Below are 15,225 nucleotides of genomic sequence, written 5' to 3'. Positions count from 1 at the left end.
GGTGGGGGACTGCATAGCGTCCCCGCATGAATACCGACAGTGTGCGTCCGGCGGTCACCGAATTACGGTTGTCCGCCTTCAAGGCTCATCGTGGCGTTTCCCTCCCGTTCGGGCCGCTGACGCTGCTCAGTGGGGACAGCGGAAGCGGCAAGTCCAGTGTGTTGCAGGCGTACGAGCTCCTCGCTCGGCTCGGCAGCGGAGATCCGCTCGAACGGGCCGTCGGGGTGGTGGCGGGAGGGGCCTCCGCCTGTGTGCCCGCCGGCGCACGCCCCGATGACCAGGGGCGGCGCGGCTTCCGTCTCGGCTGTACGGTCGACGGCCCGGTCGGTGCCGTTCGCCTCGATCTCGCCGTACAGGCCGAACCCGAACTCCGCATCGTCGGCGAGCGTTTGACGGGCTGTGGCGAGACATTGCTCACCACCGCCCTCGCCGACCCCAACCGCCCCGCCGTCCAGGCTGCCTGGCACACCGCCGGTGCCACCCCGGTGACCCGGGCGCCGCTGCCCGACGACCGGTTGGCCACCTCCCTCCTCCCGTTGCGGGTCGCGGGCAAGACGGAAGGGCAGCGGCTCGTCCTGGCCGCCGCGGAACAGGTCGTGGTGGCGCTCCGTTCGGCCTTCGTGTGTGATCCGCGACCGGAGGCGATGCGGGATCGCGCGGAACGGGACGCCGTGAACTACGGGCGCCCGGCGGGCGATGCGTCGGGCGGGGGAGGCGCGGGGCGCAGTGCCGGGGCGCGTGGTGGTGGCCGAAGTGGTGGCTCGGGGCGCTCGGGCAAGAGTGGAGGATCCGGTGGTTCTGGTGGACCGTCGGGGGCGCGCGGGCGGAAGGGCGTCAGGAGCGGCGCGGAGGCCAGTGGTTGGGGGCATGACGGCGAGCGTGACGAGGGGCGGTTGCGGTCGTCGTGCGAGAACCTCTCCGCCGTACTGGAGCGCACCAGTCGCGAATGTTCCCGGCGGCACGCCGTGTTGGTCGCGGCCGTACGGGACGCCTGCTCCGGGCCGGTCGACGGGGTGCGGGCGGTGCCGCGGCAGCCGGATGCGGCGACGGCGGCGGACGCCGCATCCACCGGGGGGACGGGCGGCGGGGCGGCGCCGGATGGTCAGGGGCCCTCGGGCCCGCCGGCCCTACGGACCGTCCTCGACCGTGGCGTGTTGGGGGAGATGCCCGTCGAGCAGCTCGGCGACGGTGAGCTCCGATTCCTCGCGCTCGCGTTGGTGTTGCTGACCGGCCCCGGGGTGCTCGCCATGGATCCGGCCGGGGAGATCCCGTCGGCGCTGCAACAGATGACGGTGATGGCGGACGGCATGGACCGTTGCATGGATCGTCGACAGGCCCGGGAACTGGTGTCGTTGGCCGTGCGGATGGCCGATCGTGGGCATGTCCGGCTGCTGGGGACGGTGCGGGACCCGTCGGTCGCCGACGGGCTGCCCGGTGTGCAGGTGCTACACCTAGGGGTATGAGTGAGGATCTTCATGCGCTGCAACGACGCCTGGCCGACTTCGCGGCCGCCCGGGACTGGCAGCAGTACCACACCCCCAAGAACCTGGCCGCGGCGCTGAGTGTCGAGGCCGCGGAACTGGTCGAGATCTTCCAGTGGTTGACGCCGGAGGAGTCGGCGAAGGTGATGTCCGACCCCAAGGCGGCCGGACGGGTCGAGGACGAGGTCGCGGACGTGTTGGCGTATCTGCTCCAGTTCTGCCAGGCGCTGGGGATCGATCCGTTGACCGCGCTCGCCGCGAAGATCGAACGGAATGAGACGCGGTTCCCGGCGGTGCGGCAGGCGCCGCCGGACCGGCCGCGGGACGGCGAGTAGCCGCCGGGCGGCGCGCATCGGGCGGCGCGCGCAGGGTCAGGGCCGGCGGGGCGGGGGCGAGAGCCTCCGCCCCGCCGGCCCTTTGCGCGCCGCACGGGCGTCGGTCGCGGCGCGCACCGTCGTGCGGCGGGGTTCGCCGCGGTCGGCGTCACGCACCGCGTGCCGCATGTCGGCGGCAGGAGTGTTTGGCGGGACAACAGGGAGCTGCGTGGTGCAAGTTGTTTCATGGCTGCTGAGGGGCGAACGAGGGTGTAGTGACGCACGAGGGAGCTCCGCGGGCCAGAACCGTCGGCGCGACCGTTCTAAAACCACCTCTCGTCACTCTATGGAGTTATGGATCTTTCCACAGCGTCTTGGTTGTCCACAGATTTGCGAATTCCCCTGGCGTTTTTGGCTGTTGACCCTCACGCTGGGTAGTGGAAGGGAAATGAGGTGAACGCGCATGACGAAGGAAGGAGGGACGCAGATGGACGCGGTGCGAATCATTGCGACCAGTCGACGCGGTCTGGCGCAGGCGAGCTCGGTGCACGACGTGGTCGTCGAGGCGTGGCAAGCGCAAGCCTTGGCAGAGGCGATAGGTAGCCACCTCGCGATATTCGGGCCGTACGAAGTGCGGTCCAGGGCCCGAGGGTTGGGCGACGCGGGCGGGCGGTTCAGCGGGGGACTGCTGTGCTCGACGGCGACCACCGGGGGGCTTCGAGCAGCTCAACTGACCGAGATCCGCGATGTCAAGGCGGCCTTAATCAGCCTGTGCCAACTGCTCCGAGAGGTGTGCGAGGCGTTGGTCGGGGTGGTGATCTCGGCCGAGGAGGAGGGGATGTACTGGACCTGCGTGGAGGCCATGGACACGGCAGACGAATCGAGGGACCACGCCGCCGGAATACTGGAGAAGCTGGAGGTACGCGACCGGCACCTTGCCTGACGGAGGGCGGGCCGTCTCTCAAGCTGCCTGCCCTGCAACCACCGGAACAGCCAGCACCAGCGCACTAGCCAGCACCATCGGAAGGGTCGGAAGGGCCGGAACGGTCGGAGTCGCCAGGACAGTCGGTGCGGCCGGCGGTCTGGAGCCGTTGTCGGCCTGGGCAGGCGCAGCACGCCTGTCGACCACTTCGACCGGCGTGCCGGGACAGGGACGATCGACCTGTGCCGCCGCCCCATCACGCCCGGAGTTAGCGCCCGCCCGCGCGTCATCTCCCCTCTGCTTCTTCTGCTCTCCCTCCCGTTTCCTGCTCTCGTGTTCTCTTGGCCGCTATTCCTGTCTCCCGCCTCTGGTGGCGAGCCGTTGTCCCTCTGGTTACGAGCCGTGGGCTTGCTGCCGCTGACGGCGTTGTGACCGCCTTGGTGGGCCACGGGCCTTTGCAGCAGCCCTTCGGTATCTCAATTGCCAGCCGTATTAGGCGACTTGGTGGCCCCGATCTGGCGTCGTGAGCGTCGTGAGTCAGGGGCACCGAGGCTTCTTCTGCCCAGCCCCGATCCCTCAGTCGCTACTCGCCTCATCCGCTTCGATCGGTCTGTCCATCCCAACGCCATAGTCACTGCGTTCGCTGCGTCGACTACATCTAGCCGGTCTTCGCTACGCGTACCGCGTACCGCACACAACGAGCACGTCACGCATCGGAAAGGTCACGCATCGGGAGGTCATGCGTCGAAAACGTCGCACGTCGAAAACGTCGCGCATCGGAAACCGCGCGCAGGGGAGCTAGATCGGAAACAAGACACCTGGTTTATCGGCAGTGCCCGGAGGTTGGTTTGCTGAGCGTCGGTGCAGGATGGAGGTATGGACCTACGGATCTTCACCGAGCCCCAGCAGGGGGCTTCTTACGACACCCTTCTGAAGGCCGCCAAGGCCACCGAGGACCTCGGGTTCGACGCCTTCTTCCGCTCCGATCACTATCTGCGGATGGGAACGGTCGACGGGCTGCCCGGCCCGACGGACGCCTGGATCACGCTGGCCGGTCTGGCCCGCGAGACCAAGCGGATCCGGCTCGGCACGCTTGTGACGGCCGGCACCTTCCGCCTTCCGGGCGTGCTGGCCATCCAGGTCGCGCAGGTTGACCAGATGTCCGGCGGGCGGGTGGAACTCGGCCTGGGCGCAGGGTGGTTCGAGGAGGAGCACAAGGCGTACGGCATCCCGTTCCCCAAGGAGAGGTTCGCGCGGCTGGAGGAGCAGCTGGCGATCGTCACCGGCCTGTGGGCCACCGAGGTGGGAAAGGAGTTCTCATACGACGGCACGTACTACCAGTTGGAGAAGTCGCCCGCGCTGCCCAAGCCCGCCCAGGGCAAGGTGCCGGTCTTGATCGGTGGGCACGGCGCGACGCGCACCCCGCGGTTGGCGGCGCAGTACGCCGATGAGTTCAACGTCCCCTTCGCCTCGCTCGAAGACACGGAGCGCCAGTTCGGACGGGTGCGGGCGGCCGCCGAGGCCGTCGGGCGCACGTCGGACGACCTGGTGTACTCCAACGCCCTGATCGCCTGCGTCGGTAAGAACGACGCCGAGGTGGCGCGGCGGGCCGCGTTCATCGGGCGCGACATCGACGAACTGAAGGCCAACGGTGTGATGGGCTCGCCGGCGGAGGTCGTGGACAGGCTCGGCCAGTTCGGCGCCATCGGCTCGTCCCGGGTCTACCTCCAGATCCTGGATCTGGATGACCTGGACCACCTGGAGTTGATCTACGGGCAGGTTCAGTCGCAGCTTCGTTGACGTCGTGTAGCCGCGCTGGTGTCTTGCGGCTCGGCTGATGCCTCGTGGATGCGTGGGGGTGTGCAGTTGGGGCGACCTCGGGCCGGGGCCGGTTGCGGTCTCCGGCCGCGGGGTGGCCCAGGGCGGAGCCGGGGGATCGGTTGGGCCTGCGGCAATGCGTTGCCTGAGGTTGCGGGAGTGGGGTGGGGAGGCGGGGGAGGGGGAGGGGCCCTGGAAAATCGGTAGGGCGGGTAGCCCGTACACACCCATACTGAACGGGTGTTTCTGACCATAACCACCACTGGCACCGTTGACCGTCCCGCGACCGATCTCGGGTTCCTGCTGCACAAGCATCCCGGGAAGGCGCAGCAGTTCTCCACCGCGCACGGTACGGCGCACGTCTTCTATCCGGAGGCGGACGCCGAACGGTGCACGGCAGCACTGCTGTTGGAGGTCGATCCCGTAGCCCTGGTGCGTCGTGGGCAGGGGAAGGGGCGCGGCGGGGCTGCGGATGCGGCGCTCGGCAGGTATGTCAACGACCGGCCGTACGCGGCGTCGTCGCTGTTGGCGGTGGCGTTGCGGAGCGTCTTCGCGAGCGCGCTGAAGGGGCAGTGCGCGGCCCGGCCCGAACTGGTCGGGCGGGCGATTCCGTTGCGCATCGAGGTGCCGGTGTTGCCGGCCCGCGGTGGCGTCGGGTTGGTGGAGAAGCTGTTCCGGCCGTTGGGCTGGTCGGTGCTGGCCGAGCCGCTGCCGTTGGATGAGACCTTTCCCGAGTGGGGGGACTCGCATTACGTACGGCTGGTTCTCGAAGGCGATGTCGAACTGGCCGCTGCGCTGCGGCATTTGTATGTGCTGCTGCCGGTTCTGGACGACGCCAAGCACTACTGGGTGGCGCCCGACGAGGTCGACAAGCTGTTGCGAGCCGGCGAGGGCTGGCTGGAACACCACCCGGAGCAGCGGCTGATCGCCGACCGCTACCTCACCCGTCGCCGGTCGCTGACGCGCGAGGCCATGGCGCGACTGGAGTTGGCGCGGCTCGCCGAGGCGGATGACGTGGCCGTCGAGGAGATCGACAACGCGGTGGACGAGGCGACGGACACCGCGGAGCGGCCGGTTCCGCTCGCCGTGCGACGGCGGGAGGCCGTGCTCGATGCGTTGCGTGCGGCCGGGGCCGCTCGGGTCCTCGATCTGGGGTGTGGGCAGGGGCAGTTGATCGGTGCGCTGCTGGGGGAGGGGCAGTTCACCGAGGTCGTCGGGATGGATGTGTCGATGCGGGCGCTTCACGAGGCCCGGCGCAGGCTTGGCCTCGACCGGATGCCGGAGCGTCAGGCCCGGCGGGTTCGGCTCATCCAGGGCTCGTTGGCGTATACGGACGGCAGGCTCAAGGGGTACGACGCGGCGGTGCTGAGCGAGGTCGTCGAGCATGTGGACCCGGAGCGGCTGCCGGCGTTGGAGTACGCGGTTTTCGGGGCGGCCAGGCCGCGGACGGTCGTGGTGACCACCCCCAACGTCGAGTACAACGTGCGCTGGGAGTCGCTGCCGGCCGGGCAGGTGCGGCATGCCGACCACCGCTTCGAGTGGACACGGGCGGAGTTCCGGCAGTGGGCCGGGGAGGTCGCCGCACGGCACCGCTATGCGGTCGCGTTCGGCCCGGTGGGCCCGGACGACCCGGAGGTCGGGCCGCCCACCCAGCTCGCGTGCTTCACGCGGCAGGACGACGGGAGCGAAGCGACGGGCGGGGACGGCGATGCGGGTGCGAACGGACGTAAGGAAATGGGCGGTAGTGGCGGTAGGCGCGGTGGTGGCAGTCGTGGCGAAAGCGCCGAAAGTGGCGGAATGGCGTCCGCGTCCAGTCGCAGCGGCGGTCCCGGCCGCGTTGTCAGTGGTGGCGGTCATGATGGAGATGTCGGTGCGGGAACGAGCGGCCGGAAGGGGGTAGCGGCATGAGTGGCGTGGAGCGAGACGAGGGTCGTGCGGCGTTGCAGTCGTCGGCCGAGCAGGCGTCGCCGGCCGAGCAGGCGTCGTCGGGGGCGATGGCGCGGACGGGGGAGCGTTCGCTCGGTGTGCCCGATCTGTCGCTGGTGGTGTTGATCGGGGCGACCGGTTCCGGTAAGTCGACGTTCGCCGCGCGGCATTTCAAGCCGACCGAGGTGATCTCGTCGGACTACTGCCGGGGGCTGGTCAGCGACGACGAGAACGATCAGAGCGCCAGCGCCGACGCCTTCGAGGTGCTGCACTTCATCGTGGGCAAGCGGCTCGCGGCCAGGAGACTGACGGTGGTCGACGCCACCAATGTGCGGGCGGAGTCGCGGGGCCAACTGGTGCGGCTGGCGCGCGAGCACGACGTCCTGCCGGTGGCGATCGTGCTGGACGTGCCCGAGCAGCTCTGCGCCGAGCGGAACGCGACGCGCCCCGACCGGGCAGGGCTGCCACGCCGCGTCATCCAGCGGCACCAGCGCGAACTGCGGCGCTCGCTCGGCACGTTGGGGCGCGAGGGGTTCCGGAAGGTGCATGTGCTGCGCGGTGCGGAGGAGGTCGAGGCCGCGGAGGTCGTCCGGGAGCGGCGGTTCAACGATCTGCGGCACCTCACGGGGCCGTTCGACATCGTCGGAGATGTGCATGGCTGCCGTTCGGAGCTGGAGGTCCTGCTCGGGCGGCTGGGGTATGGGCTGGTCCGGGATGCGCGGGGGCGGGCCGTGGATGCGGTGCACCCCGAGGGCCGCACGGCGGTCTTTGTCGGCGACCTGGTCGATCGGGGGCCGGACAGCCCGGGAGTGCTGCGTCTGGTGAGCGGAATGGTGGCGGCCGGTCACGCACTGTGCGTGTCCGGGAACCACGAGCAGAAGCTGGGGCGTTATCTCAACGGTCGGGCGGTGCGGCACACGCACGGCCTGGCCGAGACCATCGCGCAGTTGGCCAAGGAGGACGAGGCGTTCCGCGCCGGGGTCGCGGAGTTCGTGCGGGGGCTGGTGAGCCACTACGTGCTGGACGGGGGTGGACTGGTGGTGTGCCACGCCGGGTTGCCGGAGAAGTACCACGGCCGTACGTCGGGCCGGGTGCGGTCGTTCGCGCTCTACGGCGACACCACGGGCGAGACCGACGAGTTCGGTCTGCCGGTGCGGTACCCGTGGGCGGAGGACTACCGCGGCCGCGCCGCCGTCGTGTACGGCCACACCCCCACCCCGCGCGCCGGCTGGCTCAACAACACCGTCTGCCTGGACACCGGTTGCGTCTTCGGCGGGAAGCTGACCGCGTTGCGCTGGCCCGAGCGCGAGCTGGTCGACGTGGCGGCGGAGCGTGTCTGGTACGAGCCGGCCAAGCCGTTGGCCTCGGAGGCGCCGGGTGGGGCGGACGGCCGTCCGCTGGATCTCGGCGATGTGGCCGGCCGGCGGAGCGTCGAGACACGGCAGATGGGCCGGCTCGCCGTGAAGGAGGAGAACGCCGCTGCGGCCCTGGAGGTGATGAGCCGCTTTGCGACGGACCCGCGGTTGCTGCCGTATCTGCCGCCGACCATGGCGCCCTGCGCGACGGCCAAGGAGTCCGAGGCGGACGCGCGCGGCGAGGGGTTCCTGGAGCACCCGCGGGAGGCGTTCGCCGAGTACCGCGCGGCCGGCGTCCGCGAAGTGGTGTGCGAGGAGAAGCACATGGGCTCCCGGGCGGTGGTGCTGGTCTGCCGCGACGAAGCGGTGGCCCGCGAGCGGTTCGGAGTGGCCGGCGAGGGGGTGTCGGGTGCCGTCTACACCCGCACCGGGCGACCGTTCTTCGATGACCGGGAGACCACCGAGCGGATACTGCGACGGGTCCGCGAGTGCGTCGAACGGGCCGGTCTGTGGGCCGAGTTGGAGACTGGGTGGCTGCTGCTGGACGCCGAGCTGATGCCGTGGTCCCTGAAGGCGACGGGGCTGTTGCGGACGCAGTACGCGACGGTGGGTGCGGCGTCCCGGTCGGCGTTCCCGGGGGTGCTCGGCGCGCTGGAGGCGGCGGCCGACCGCGGGGTCGACGTGGCGGCGCTGCTCGATCGGCAGCGGGGGCGGGCCGCGGACGCCGCGGCGTTCACCGAGGCGTACCGGCGCTACTGCTGGCGCGTGGGGGAGGAGGCGGCACCGACCGGAGGCTTGGGCCATGGGGACTTGGACCATGGGGACCTGGGCTCTGGGGACCTGGGGGCTGGAGACCTGGGCTCTGGGCGCTCGGGTTCCGGGGGCTCGGGCTCTGGGAGTTCCGGCCTTGGGGATGCCGAGGCGGGAGACCGCGATGGTGCGGCGCAGCAGGGCGGGGGGCTCGCGGAGCTGGCCGGCGTGCGGCTCGCGCCGTTCCAGATACTCGCCGCCGAGGGGCGCAGTCTGGCCGCCCTGCCGCACCTTGAGCAACTGGCCCTGCTCGACCGCCTGATAGCGGCCGAGGAGGGGCTGGTGACGGGGGCGGACGGCGCGACGGAGGACGTCCCGGGCGGCGGCCCCGCCGAGCCCGCCACCGATCGAATACGGCTGCTCGCGCCGACCCGGCGGCTGGTCGTCGACACCGAGGACGAGGCGTCGGTCGCGGCCGGTGTCGCCTGGTGGCTGGATCTGACCGCCGATGGCGGCGAGGGCATGGTCGTCAAGCCGGCCCGGGCGTTGGTCCGGCAGCCGGACGGGCGGCTCGTCCAGCCGGGCGTCAAGTGCCGCGGTCGGGAGTACCTGCGGATCATCTACGGTCCCGAGTACACCCGCCCGGAGAACCTCCGGCGTCTGCGGGCCCGCCAGCTCGGTCACAAGCGTTCGCTGGCCCTGCGCGAGTACGCGCTGGGGCTGGAGGCGCTGGACCGGCTGGCGGACGGGGAACCGCTCTGGCGGGTGCACGAGGCGGTCTTCGCGGTGCTCGCGTTGGAGTCGGAGCCGGTGGATCCGCGGCTGTGACCGGGTGGTGGCGCGTGTCCCCGCACCCGTGACGGAACGAGGGCGTGGCGGCGTGCCGGTGGGGATGCGGTGCCCGCATTGCCCCGTACTTGTGGCGGTGCGGCATCGTGTCAGCCCGGGTCCGTGTCGGCCCGGGTCCGCGTCGGCCCAGGGTTGTGACGGTGCGCCGTTGCGTGGCTCCGCCGCCGTAACGGCCGGCGGCGGAGCACGGCACCGGCATCCGCCCTCCGGCAACGAACAACTGACGACCGAAGATGGGCAACTGACCGTCGAAGGCGGGCAACTGACGACGGGAACGTAACCGACAACGGGTAACCGACAACGGGCAACCGATACCGGGCGCCCAGCAACGGCCAACCGGTAGCGGGCAACGAGCCACCTTCCCTTGTGCGCGATCAGTTCACGCCGTCAGCTCAGGCCGCCAGCTCACGCCGTCAGCTCGCGCCGCCAGTTCACGCCGCCTTGGCGTCCCGGATCGTCCGCCCCTCCTGCCCTTCCTGCCCCTTCCGCCCCTCTCGTCCCGCCCGGTACGTCCGTCGGTAGTCGGCCGGGGGGACGCCCACGATGCGGGTGAAGTGGCGGCGGAGGTTGGCGGCCGTGCCCAGGCCGGCGATGTCCGCCACCCGGTCCACCGGAAGGTCGGTGCTCTCCAGCAACTCGCGAGCCCGGGCGATGCGTTGGGACTGGAGCCACTGCATGGGGGTGGTGCCGGTCGTGGCGTGGAAGCGGCGGACGAGGGTGCGGGGGCTGGTGTGTGCGTACCGGGCGAGGTCGGCGACGGTCAGCGGCTCGCGGAGGCGTTCGGTGGCCCACTGCAGGACCGGCGCGAGCGAGTCGTCGCGGTGCTCCGGCAGCGGCGTCTCGATGTACTGGGCCTGGCCGCCCGGGCGGTGTGCCGGCGCGACCAACTGGCGGGCGACGGAGTTGGCGACGCCGGTGCCGAAGTCCTCGCGGATCAGGTGCAGGCAGACGTCGATGGAGGCGGTAGCGCCGGCGCCGGTGAGCACATCGCCGTGGTCGACGTAGAGCACTGTCGGGTCAACGGTCACGGTCGGGTAGCGCTCGGCGAGCAGTGTCGCGTACATCCAGTGGGTGGCGGCGGTGCGGCCGTCGAGCAGTCCGGCCGCGGCGAGGGTGAAGGCGCCCGAGCAGAACGAGACCGCCCGCGCGCCGCGGCGGTGGGCCTCGCGCAGTGCCGCGACGAGCTCGTCCGGCGGGTCGCCGTGCACATCGGCGGTCGCCGGCACGATCACGGTGTCGGCCGTGATCAGTTCCTCGACGCCGTACGGGGTCCGGGTGCTGAACCGGGCCCCGGCGAGCGGCACTTCGCCCTCCGGGTTGGCGCACTCCGGAGTCGCGATCTGGCACATCCGGAGGTCGTACCAGTCAGGAGGGAGTTGGAGCCGGTCGTTGCCGAAGATGTGGCCGGGGATGGCGAGTTCGAAGAACGGCATGCCGTCGGTGAGGGCGATCGCTATGGAGGGCATGGCGCGAGTGTGGCAGACGGGGTGGCAGAAATGTAGCGGGTGGTGGCAGGGCTGCCACTCGTGTGGAGGGGGCGCTGGGCCGATGCTTGATCGACATGACCACTTCCCTTCCGGGGCATCGGGGGACAGGTGCGCCCATCGGCGCGGCCCCCGCTGCCCACCAACTCGACGACGGCGGACGCCCGTTCGCCACACAGGGTGCTCGGCGGGGCTCCCCGCTGGCCGCCCCACAGGTCGCCCCACCCGCAGAGGTGTCCACCCCCGCAGAGGTGTCCACCCCCACCACGGCGTCCACCGAGCCCGTGGCACCCGACCCCCGCCGTTGGCTGATCCTGGCGATCGCCTCCGCCGCGCAGTTCCTGGCGGTGCTCGATCTGATCGCCGTCACCATCGCGTTCCCGGCGATCGGCCAGGACTTCGCGCCGGTGCCGGCCGCCACGCTCTCGTGGGTGCTCAACGGCTACACCGTCGTGCTCGCCGCGCTCCTGGTGCCGGCCGGTCGGCTCGCCGACGAGGCCGGGCGGCGGCGGTGTTTCCTGGTCGGCATGGTGCTGTTCGGGCTGGCCTCGGCGGCCTGTGGCGCGGCGCCCACACTCACCCTGCTCATCGTGGCGCGGGTGGTGCAGGGCGCGGCCGCCGCGGTGTTGATCCCGACCTCCCTCTCGCTCGCGCTGCCCGCCTTACCGGCGCGCGAGCGGGCGACCGCGGTCGGTGCCTGGACGGCGGTCAGCGCGGTGGCGGCGAGTTCCGGGCCGGTGATCGGCGGGCTGCTCGCCGCCTCCGACTGGCGGTTGATCTTCCTGATCAACGTCCCGGTGGTGCTGCTCGCGGTCGGCTGCGGCATCCGGCTGCTGCCCCGTTCGGTGCGCGGTCCGCGGCAGGCGCTCGACCTGCCGGGGACGGCTCTGGTGCTGGTGTGCGTCGGCGCGTTGGTGACCGCGTGCGTAGAGGCCCCCGAGTGGGGTTATGCCGCCCCGGGCACGCTCGCGGTCCTCGGCGCCGGAGTGTTGGCCGGGGCGCTGGGCGTGCGCCATGTGCGTCGCGCCGCGAACCCGGTGGTGCACCCGGCGCTGTTCCGCTCCCCCGGTTTCACCGCGGCCACCCTGGGGTTGCTCGGCTACTTCGTCGCCTACGGGGCGATGATGCTCGCCGCGAGCCTGTTGTTCACCGACATCTGGCACTACCCGGTGCGGACGGCGGGTTTGGCGATGGCGCCCTGGCCGCTGACGGTGCTGGTGGTCTCCGCGGTCTCCGGCCGGATCGTCGCCGCGATCGGCGGCCGGGGCACGGCGGTGCTCGGCGCGCTGTGCTTCGTGGCGGCCGCGCTGTGGTGGATCGTCCTGGCTGGCGACGGGAGCGGGGGGACGCACTACGCGGAGCGGTTCCTGCCCGGGTTGGTCTTCGCCGGGTTGGGCACCGGCCTGTACCAGCCCGTGATGTTCGCAGCCGCGGGGGCGCTGCCCGGTAGCCAACTCTCCCTCGGTTCCGGCGTCTTGATGGTGTCCCGGCAGGCCGGTACCGCCCTCGGTGTGGCCGTACTGGTCGCAGTCATGGGCGGTCAGCAGCACCCGGCGTTCGGGTCGCTGCGCGCCGGCTGGATCATCGCGGCGGTGACCTCGGCGCTCGCGGTCGCGGCGGCCTTGTGCCTAGAGAGGGAGAACAGAGGCGCGGCGGGACGTCAGCGCCTGCCCGATGGGTCGGGGTCGGACACCGCCTAGGGCGTCACCCGCGCCCGACACCCCGTCCGGGATCCCCGGACCCGCGACGCGACGCCCCCGGAGCGGACAAGATGGGGAGATGGGATTCCATGTCGACTCGGAGGCCGGGCGGCTGCGGCGCGTGATCCTGCACCGCCCCGACCTCGAACTGAAGCGGCTCACCCCCTCCAACAAGGACACCTTGCTCTTCGACGACGTGCTCTGGGTGCGGCGGGCCCGCGCCGAGCACGACGGGTTCGCGGACGTGCTCCGCGACCGGGGCGTCGAGGTGCACCTCTTCGGGGATCTGCTGGCCGAGAGCCTCCAGATCCCCGAGGCGCGGACGCTGGTCCTGGACCGGGTCTTCGACGAGAAGGAGTACGGGCCGCTGGCGACCGATCACCTGCGGGCGGCGTTCGACGCGTTGCCGGTGCCGGAGCTCGTCGAGGCGTTGGTCGGCGGGATGACCAAGCGCGAGTTCCTGGAACGGCATCCGGAGCCGACCTCGGTCCGCTTTCACGTGATGGACCTGGACGACTTCCTGCTGGGGCCGCTGCCCAACCATCTGTTCACCCGCGACACCTCCGCCTGGATCTATGACGGGGTCTCGATCAACTCGATGCGCTGGCCGGCTCGGCAGCGCGAGACCGTGCACTACGAGGCCATCTACCGCTTCCACCCGCTCTTTCGCGAGGAGCCGTTCCATGTCTGGTCGGAGGGGCAGGCCGACTACCCCTCGACGATCGAGGGCGGCGACCTCCTGGTGCTGGGCAACGGCGCGGTGCTGATCGGGATGAGCGAGCGGACCACCCCGCAGGCGGTGGAGCTGCTGGCCCGCGGGCTGTTCGCGGCGGGCTCCGCGCGGACGATCGTGGCGCTGGACATGCCCAAGCGGCGCGCGTTCATGCACCTGGACACCGTGATGACCATGATCGACGGGGACACCTTCACCCAGTACGAGGGCCTGGGGATGCTCCGCTCGTACACCATCGAGCCGGGCGCGGGCACGCAGGACCTGAAGGTCACCGACCATCCGCCGGAGCACATGCACCGCGCCATAGCGGCTTCCCTGGGGCTCGCCGACATCCGGGTGCTCACCGCGACCCAGGACGTGCACTCGGCCGAGCGCGAGCAGTGGGACGACGGCTGCAACGTGCTCGCCGTGGAGCCGGGCGTGGTGGTGGCCTACGAGCGGAACGTCACCACCAATACCTTCCTGCGGAAGCGCGGGATCGAGGTGATCACGATCCCCGGGAGCGAGTTGGGCCGGGGGCGCGGCGGGCCGCGCTGCATGAGCTGCCCGGTGACGAGAGACGCGGTGTCCGGCTGAGGCGGCGGAGGCGGGCGTCCGCCGGCGGCGGTCGACCCGCGGACGGTGGTCGTCCGGCCTGACTGGCAGTCTGGGGGAGTCGGGGACGCGATCCCGGGGCGCCGGGGTCGGACGTGCCTGGCACTGCCTGGCACCCGGGCGACCGGATGCCTGGATGCCCGGGTACTCGTATAGGGATGCGGAAGTTCGTATAGACTTCCATGGGCTGTGTGCCCCGATGCCCCCTGTCCCCGACCGCCGCGAATCAGGAGCCCACCCATGGCGATAGACCTCAAGGGCCGCCACTTCCTCAAGGAGCTGGACTTCAGCGCCGAGGAGTTCCGTCGACTGATCGAGCTGGCCGCCGAGTTGAAGGCGGCCAAGCGCGCCGGCACCGAGGTCCGCCGCATGCAGGGCCGCAACATCGCCCTGATCTTCGAGAAGACCTCGACCCGGACCCGCTGTTCCTTCGAGGTCGCGGCCGCGGACCAGGGCGCCTCGACCACCTACCTCGACCCGTCCGGCTCGCAGATCGGGCACAAGGAGTCGGTCAAGGACACCGCGCGCGTCCTCGGCCGGATGTTTGACGCCATCGAGTTCCGCGGCAGCCGCCAGGCCGACGTCGAGGAGCTCGCGGCGCACGCCGGGGTGCCCGTCTACAACGGGCTCACCGACGACTGGCACCCGACCCAGATGCTCGCCGACGTGCTGACGATGGTCGAGCACGGCGGCGGGCGGCCCCTGGAGGAGACCGCCTTCGCCTACCTCGGGGACGCCCGCAACAACATGGGCAACTCCTACCTCGTCACCGGCGCCCTCCTCGGCATGGACGTACGGATCGTCGCGCCCCGGCAGTTGTGGCCGGAGGAGGGCGTGATCGCGAAGGCGCGGGCGCTCGCGGAGGCCAGCGGGGCCCGGATCACCCTCACCGACGAGGTCGCCGAGGGCGTGCGGGGCGCCGACTTCGTCGCCACCGACGTCTGGGTGTCCATGGGCGAGCCCAAGGAGGTCTGGGACGAGCGGATCGCGTTGCTCGCTCCGTACGCGGTGACGATGGACGTGTTGCGCGCCACCGGCCGGCCCGACGTGAAGTTCCTGCACTGCCTGCCCGCCTACCACGACCTCGGCACCGCGGTCGGCCGGGAGATCCACGCCCGCCACGGGCTGACCTCGCTGGAGGTCACCGACGAGGTCTTCGAGTCCGCGCACTCGGTCGTCTTCGACGAGGCGGAGAACCGGATGCACACCATCAAGGCCGTGATGGTGGCGACGCTGGGGCGGTAGGGCGCGGCCCGTGCGGGCCGCGGACCGGGTCATGCATAGCCATGCGGGGTGATG

The 15,225-nt window shown here is 71.2% G+C and carries 10 protein-coding genes; 9 read left to right on the top strand and 1 reads right to left on the bottom strand.

The annotated features are described in order from the left end of the window. The first annotated feature begins 26 nt into the window (after nucleotides 1–26). The 6 genes from ACFVFQ_RS12570 to ACFVFQ_RS12545 all read left to right on the top strand — a co-directional run bounded on the left by ACFVFQ_RS12570 (nucleotide 27) and on the right by ACFVFQ_RS12545 (nucleotide 9,394). Nucleotides 27–1,463 (top strand): biotin transporter BioY, encoded by a 1,437-nt coding sequence (locus ACFVFQ_RS12570; protein WP_383413298.1) that lies wholly within the window; start codon nucleotides 27–29, stop codon nucleotides 1,461–1,463. Then, nucleotides 1,460–1,816 carry a nucleotide pyrophosphohydrolase gene (locus ACFVFQ_RS12565; protein WP_274912784.1) on the top strand — a complete coding sequence of 119 codons (357 nt, stop codon included), beginning with the start codon at nucleotides 1,460–1,462 and terminating at the stop codon, nucleotides 1,814–1,816. The genes ACFVFQ_RS12570 and ACFVFQ_RS12565 overlap by 4 nt, the downstream gene beginning before the upstream one ends. 466 nt (nucleotides 1,817–2,282) lie before the next feature. Beyond that, nucleotides 2,283–2,738: a DUF6099 family protein gene (locus ACFVFQ_RS12560; RefSeq protein WP_383413645.1), complete on the top strand. Its 456-nt coding sequence runs from the start codon at nucleotides 2,283–2,285 to the stop codon at nucleotides 2,736–2,738. Between the two features lie 855 nt (nucleotides 2,739–3,593). Further along, nucleotides 3,594–4,517: an LLM class F420-dependent oxidoreductase gene (locus ACFVFQ_RS12555; RefSeq protein ID WP_383413295.1), complete on the top strand. Its 924-nt coding sequence runs from the start codon at nucleotides 3,594–3,596 to the stop codon at nucleotides 4,515–4,517. A 258-nt stretch (nucleotides 4,518–4,775) separates the two neighbouring features. Then, entirely contained in the window at nucleotides 4,776–6,443 is a 1,668-nt protein-coding gene (locus tag ACFVFQ_RS12550) for a 3' terminal RNA ribose 2'-O-methyltransferase Hen1 (RefSeq protein ID WP_383413292.1), read from the top strand. An 86-nt stretch (nucleotides 6,444–6,529) separates the two neighbouring features. Further along, the gene (locus tag ACFVFQ_RS12545) at nucleotides 6,530–9,394 is read left to right on the top strand and encodes a polynucleotide kinase-phosphatase (RefSeq protein WP_383413642.1); all 2,865 of its coding nucleotides are present in this window, start codon (nucleotides 6,530–6,532) and stop codon (nucleotides 9,392–9,394) included. Nucleotides 9,395–9,846: 452 nt separating this feature from the next. On the opposite strand, the gene ACFVFQ_RS12540 is transcribed toward ACFVFQ_RS12545, so the two are convergent. Beyond that, the gene (locus tag ACFVFQ_RS12540; protein WP_383413286.1) at nucleotides 9,847–10,881 is read right to left on the bottom strand and encodes a GlxA family transcriptional regulator; all 1,035 of its coding nucleotides are present in this window, start codon (nucleotides 10,879–10,881) and stop codon (nucleotides 9,847–9,849) included. A 95-nt stretch (nucleotides 10,882–10,976) separates the two neighbouring features. On the opposite strand from ACFVFQ_RS12540, the gene ACFVFQ_RS12535 reads away from it, so the two are divergent. The 3 genes from ACFVFQ_RS12535 (at nucleotide 10,977) to argF (ending at nucleotide 15,171) form a co-directional block, all read left to right on the top strand. Then, the gene (locus ACFVFQ_RS12535) at nucleotides 10,977–12,599 is read left to right on the top strand and encodes an MFS transporter (RefSeq protein WP_383413284.1); all 1,623 of its coding nucleotides are present in this window, start codon (nucleotides 10,977–10,979) and stop codon (nucleotides 12,597–12,599) included. Between the two features lie 79 nt (nucleotides 12,600–12,678). Beyond that, on the top strand, nucleotides 12,679–13,908 hold the full coding sequence (locus ACFVFQ_RS12530) for an arginine deiminase (RefSeq protein WP_383413280.1): 1,230 nt from the start codon (nucleotides 12,679–12,681) through the stop codon (nucleotides 13,906–13,908). A 258-nt stretch (nucleotides 13,909–14,166) separates the two neighbouring features. Continuing rightward, entirely contained in the window at nucleotides 14,167–15,171 is a 1,005-nt protein-coding gene (gene argF, locus ACFVFQ_RS12525) for an ornithine carbamoyltransferase (RefSeq protein WP_383413277.1), read from the top strand. The last annotated feature ends 54 nt before the right edge of the window (nucleotides 15,172–15,225 follow it).

Origin of the sequence: Streptomyces sp. NPDC057743 (assembly GCF_042798755.1) — a bacterium.
In the GTDB taxonomy this organism is placed as follows: Bacteria; Actinomycetota; Actinomycetes; order Streptomycetales; family Streptomycetaceae; genus Streptomyces.
Note: the sequence above shows the minus strand (reverse complement) of the source record. Positions and strands in the feature narration are given on the sequence as shown.

Coding starts and splice junctions, on each gene's coding strand:
- ACFVFQ_RS12570 (WP_383413298.1), top strand. CDS start 27: ATGAATACCGACAGTGTGCGTCCGGCGGTCACCGAATTACGGTTGTCC.
- ACFVFQ_RS12565 (WP_274912784.1), top strand. CDS start 1,460: ATGAGTGAGGATCTTCATGCGCTGCAACGACGCCTGGCCGACTTCGCG.
- ACFVFQ_RS12560 (WP_383413645.1), top strand. CDS start 2,283: ATGGACGCGGTGCGAATCATTGCGACCAGTCGACGCGGTCTGGCGCAG.
- ACFVFQ_RS12555 (WP_383413295.1), top strand. CDS start 3,594: ATGGACCTACGGATCTTCACCGAGCCCCAGCAGGGGGCTTCTTACGAC.
- ACFVFQ_RS12545 (WP_383413642.1), top strand. CDS start 6,530: ATGGCGCGGACGGGGGAGCGTTCGCTCGGTGTGCCCGATCTGTCGCTG.
- ACFVFQ_RS12540 (WP_383413286.1), bottom strand. CDS start 10,881: ATGCCCTCCATAGCGATCGCCCTCACCGACGGCATGCCGTTCTTCGAA.
- ACFVFQ_RS12535 (WP_383413284.1), top strand. CDS start 10,977: ATGACCACTTCCCTTCCGGGGCATCGGGGGACAGGTGCGCCCATCGGC.
- ACFVFQ_RS12530 (WP_383413280.1), top strand. CDS start 12,679: ATGGGATTCCATGTCGACTCGGAGGCCGGGCGGCTGCGGCGCGTGATC.
- argF (WP_383413277.1), top strand. CDS start 14,167: ATGGCGATAGACCTCAAGGGCCGCCACTTCCTCAAGGAGCTGGACTTC.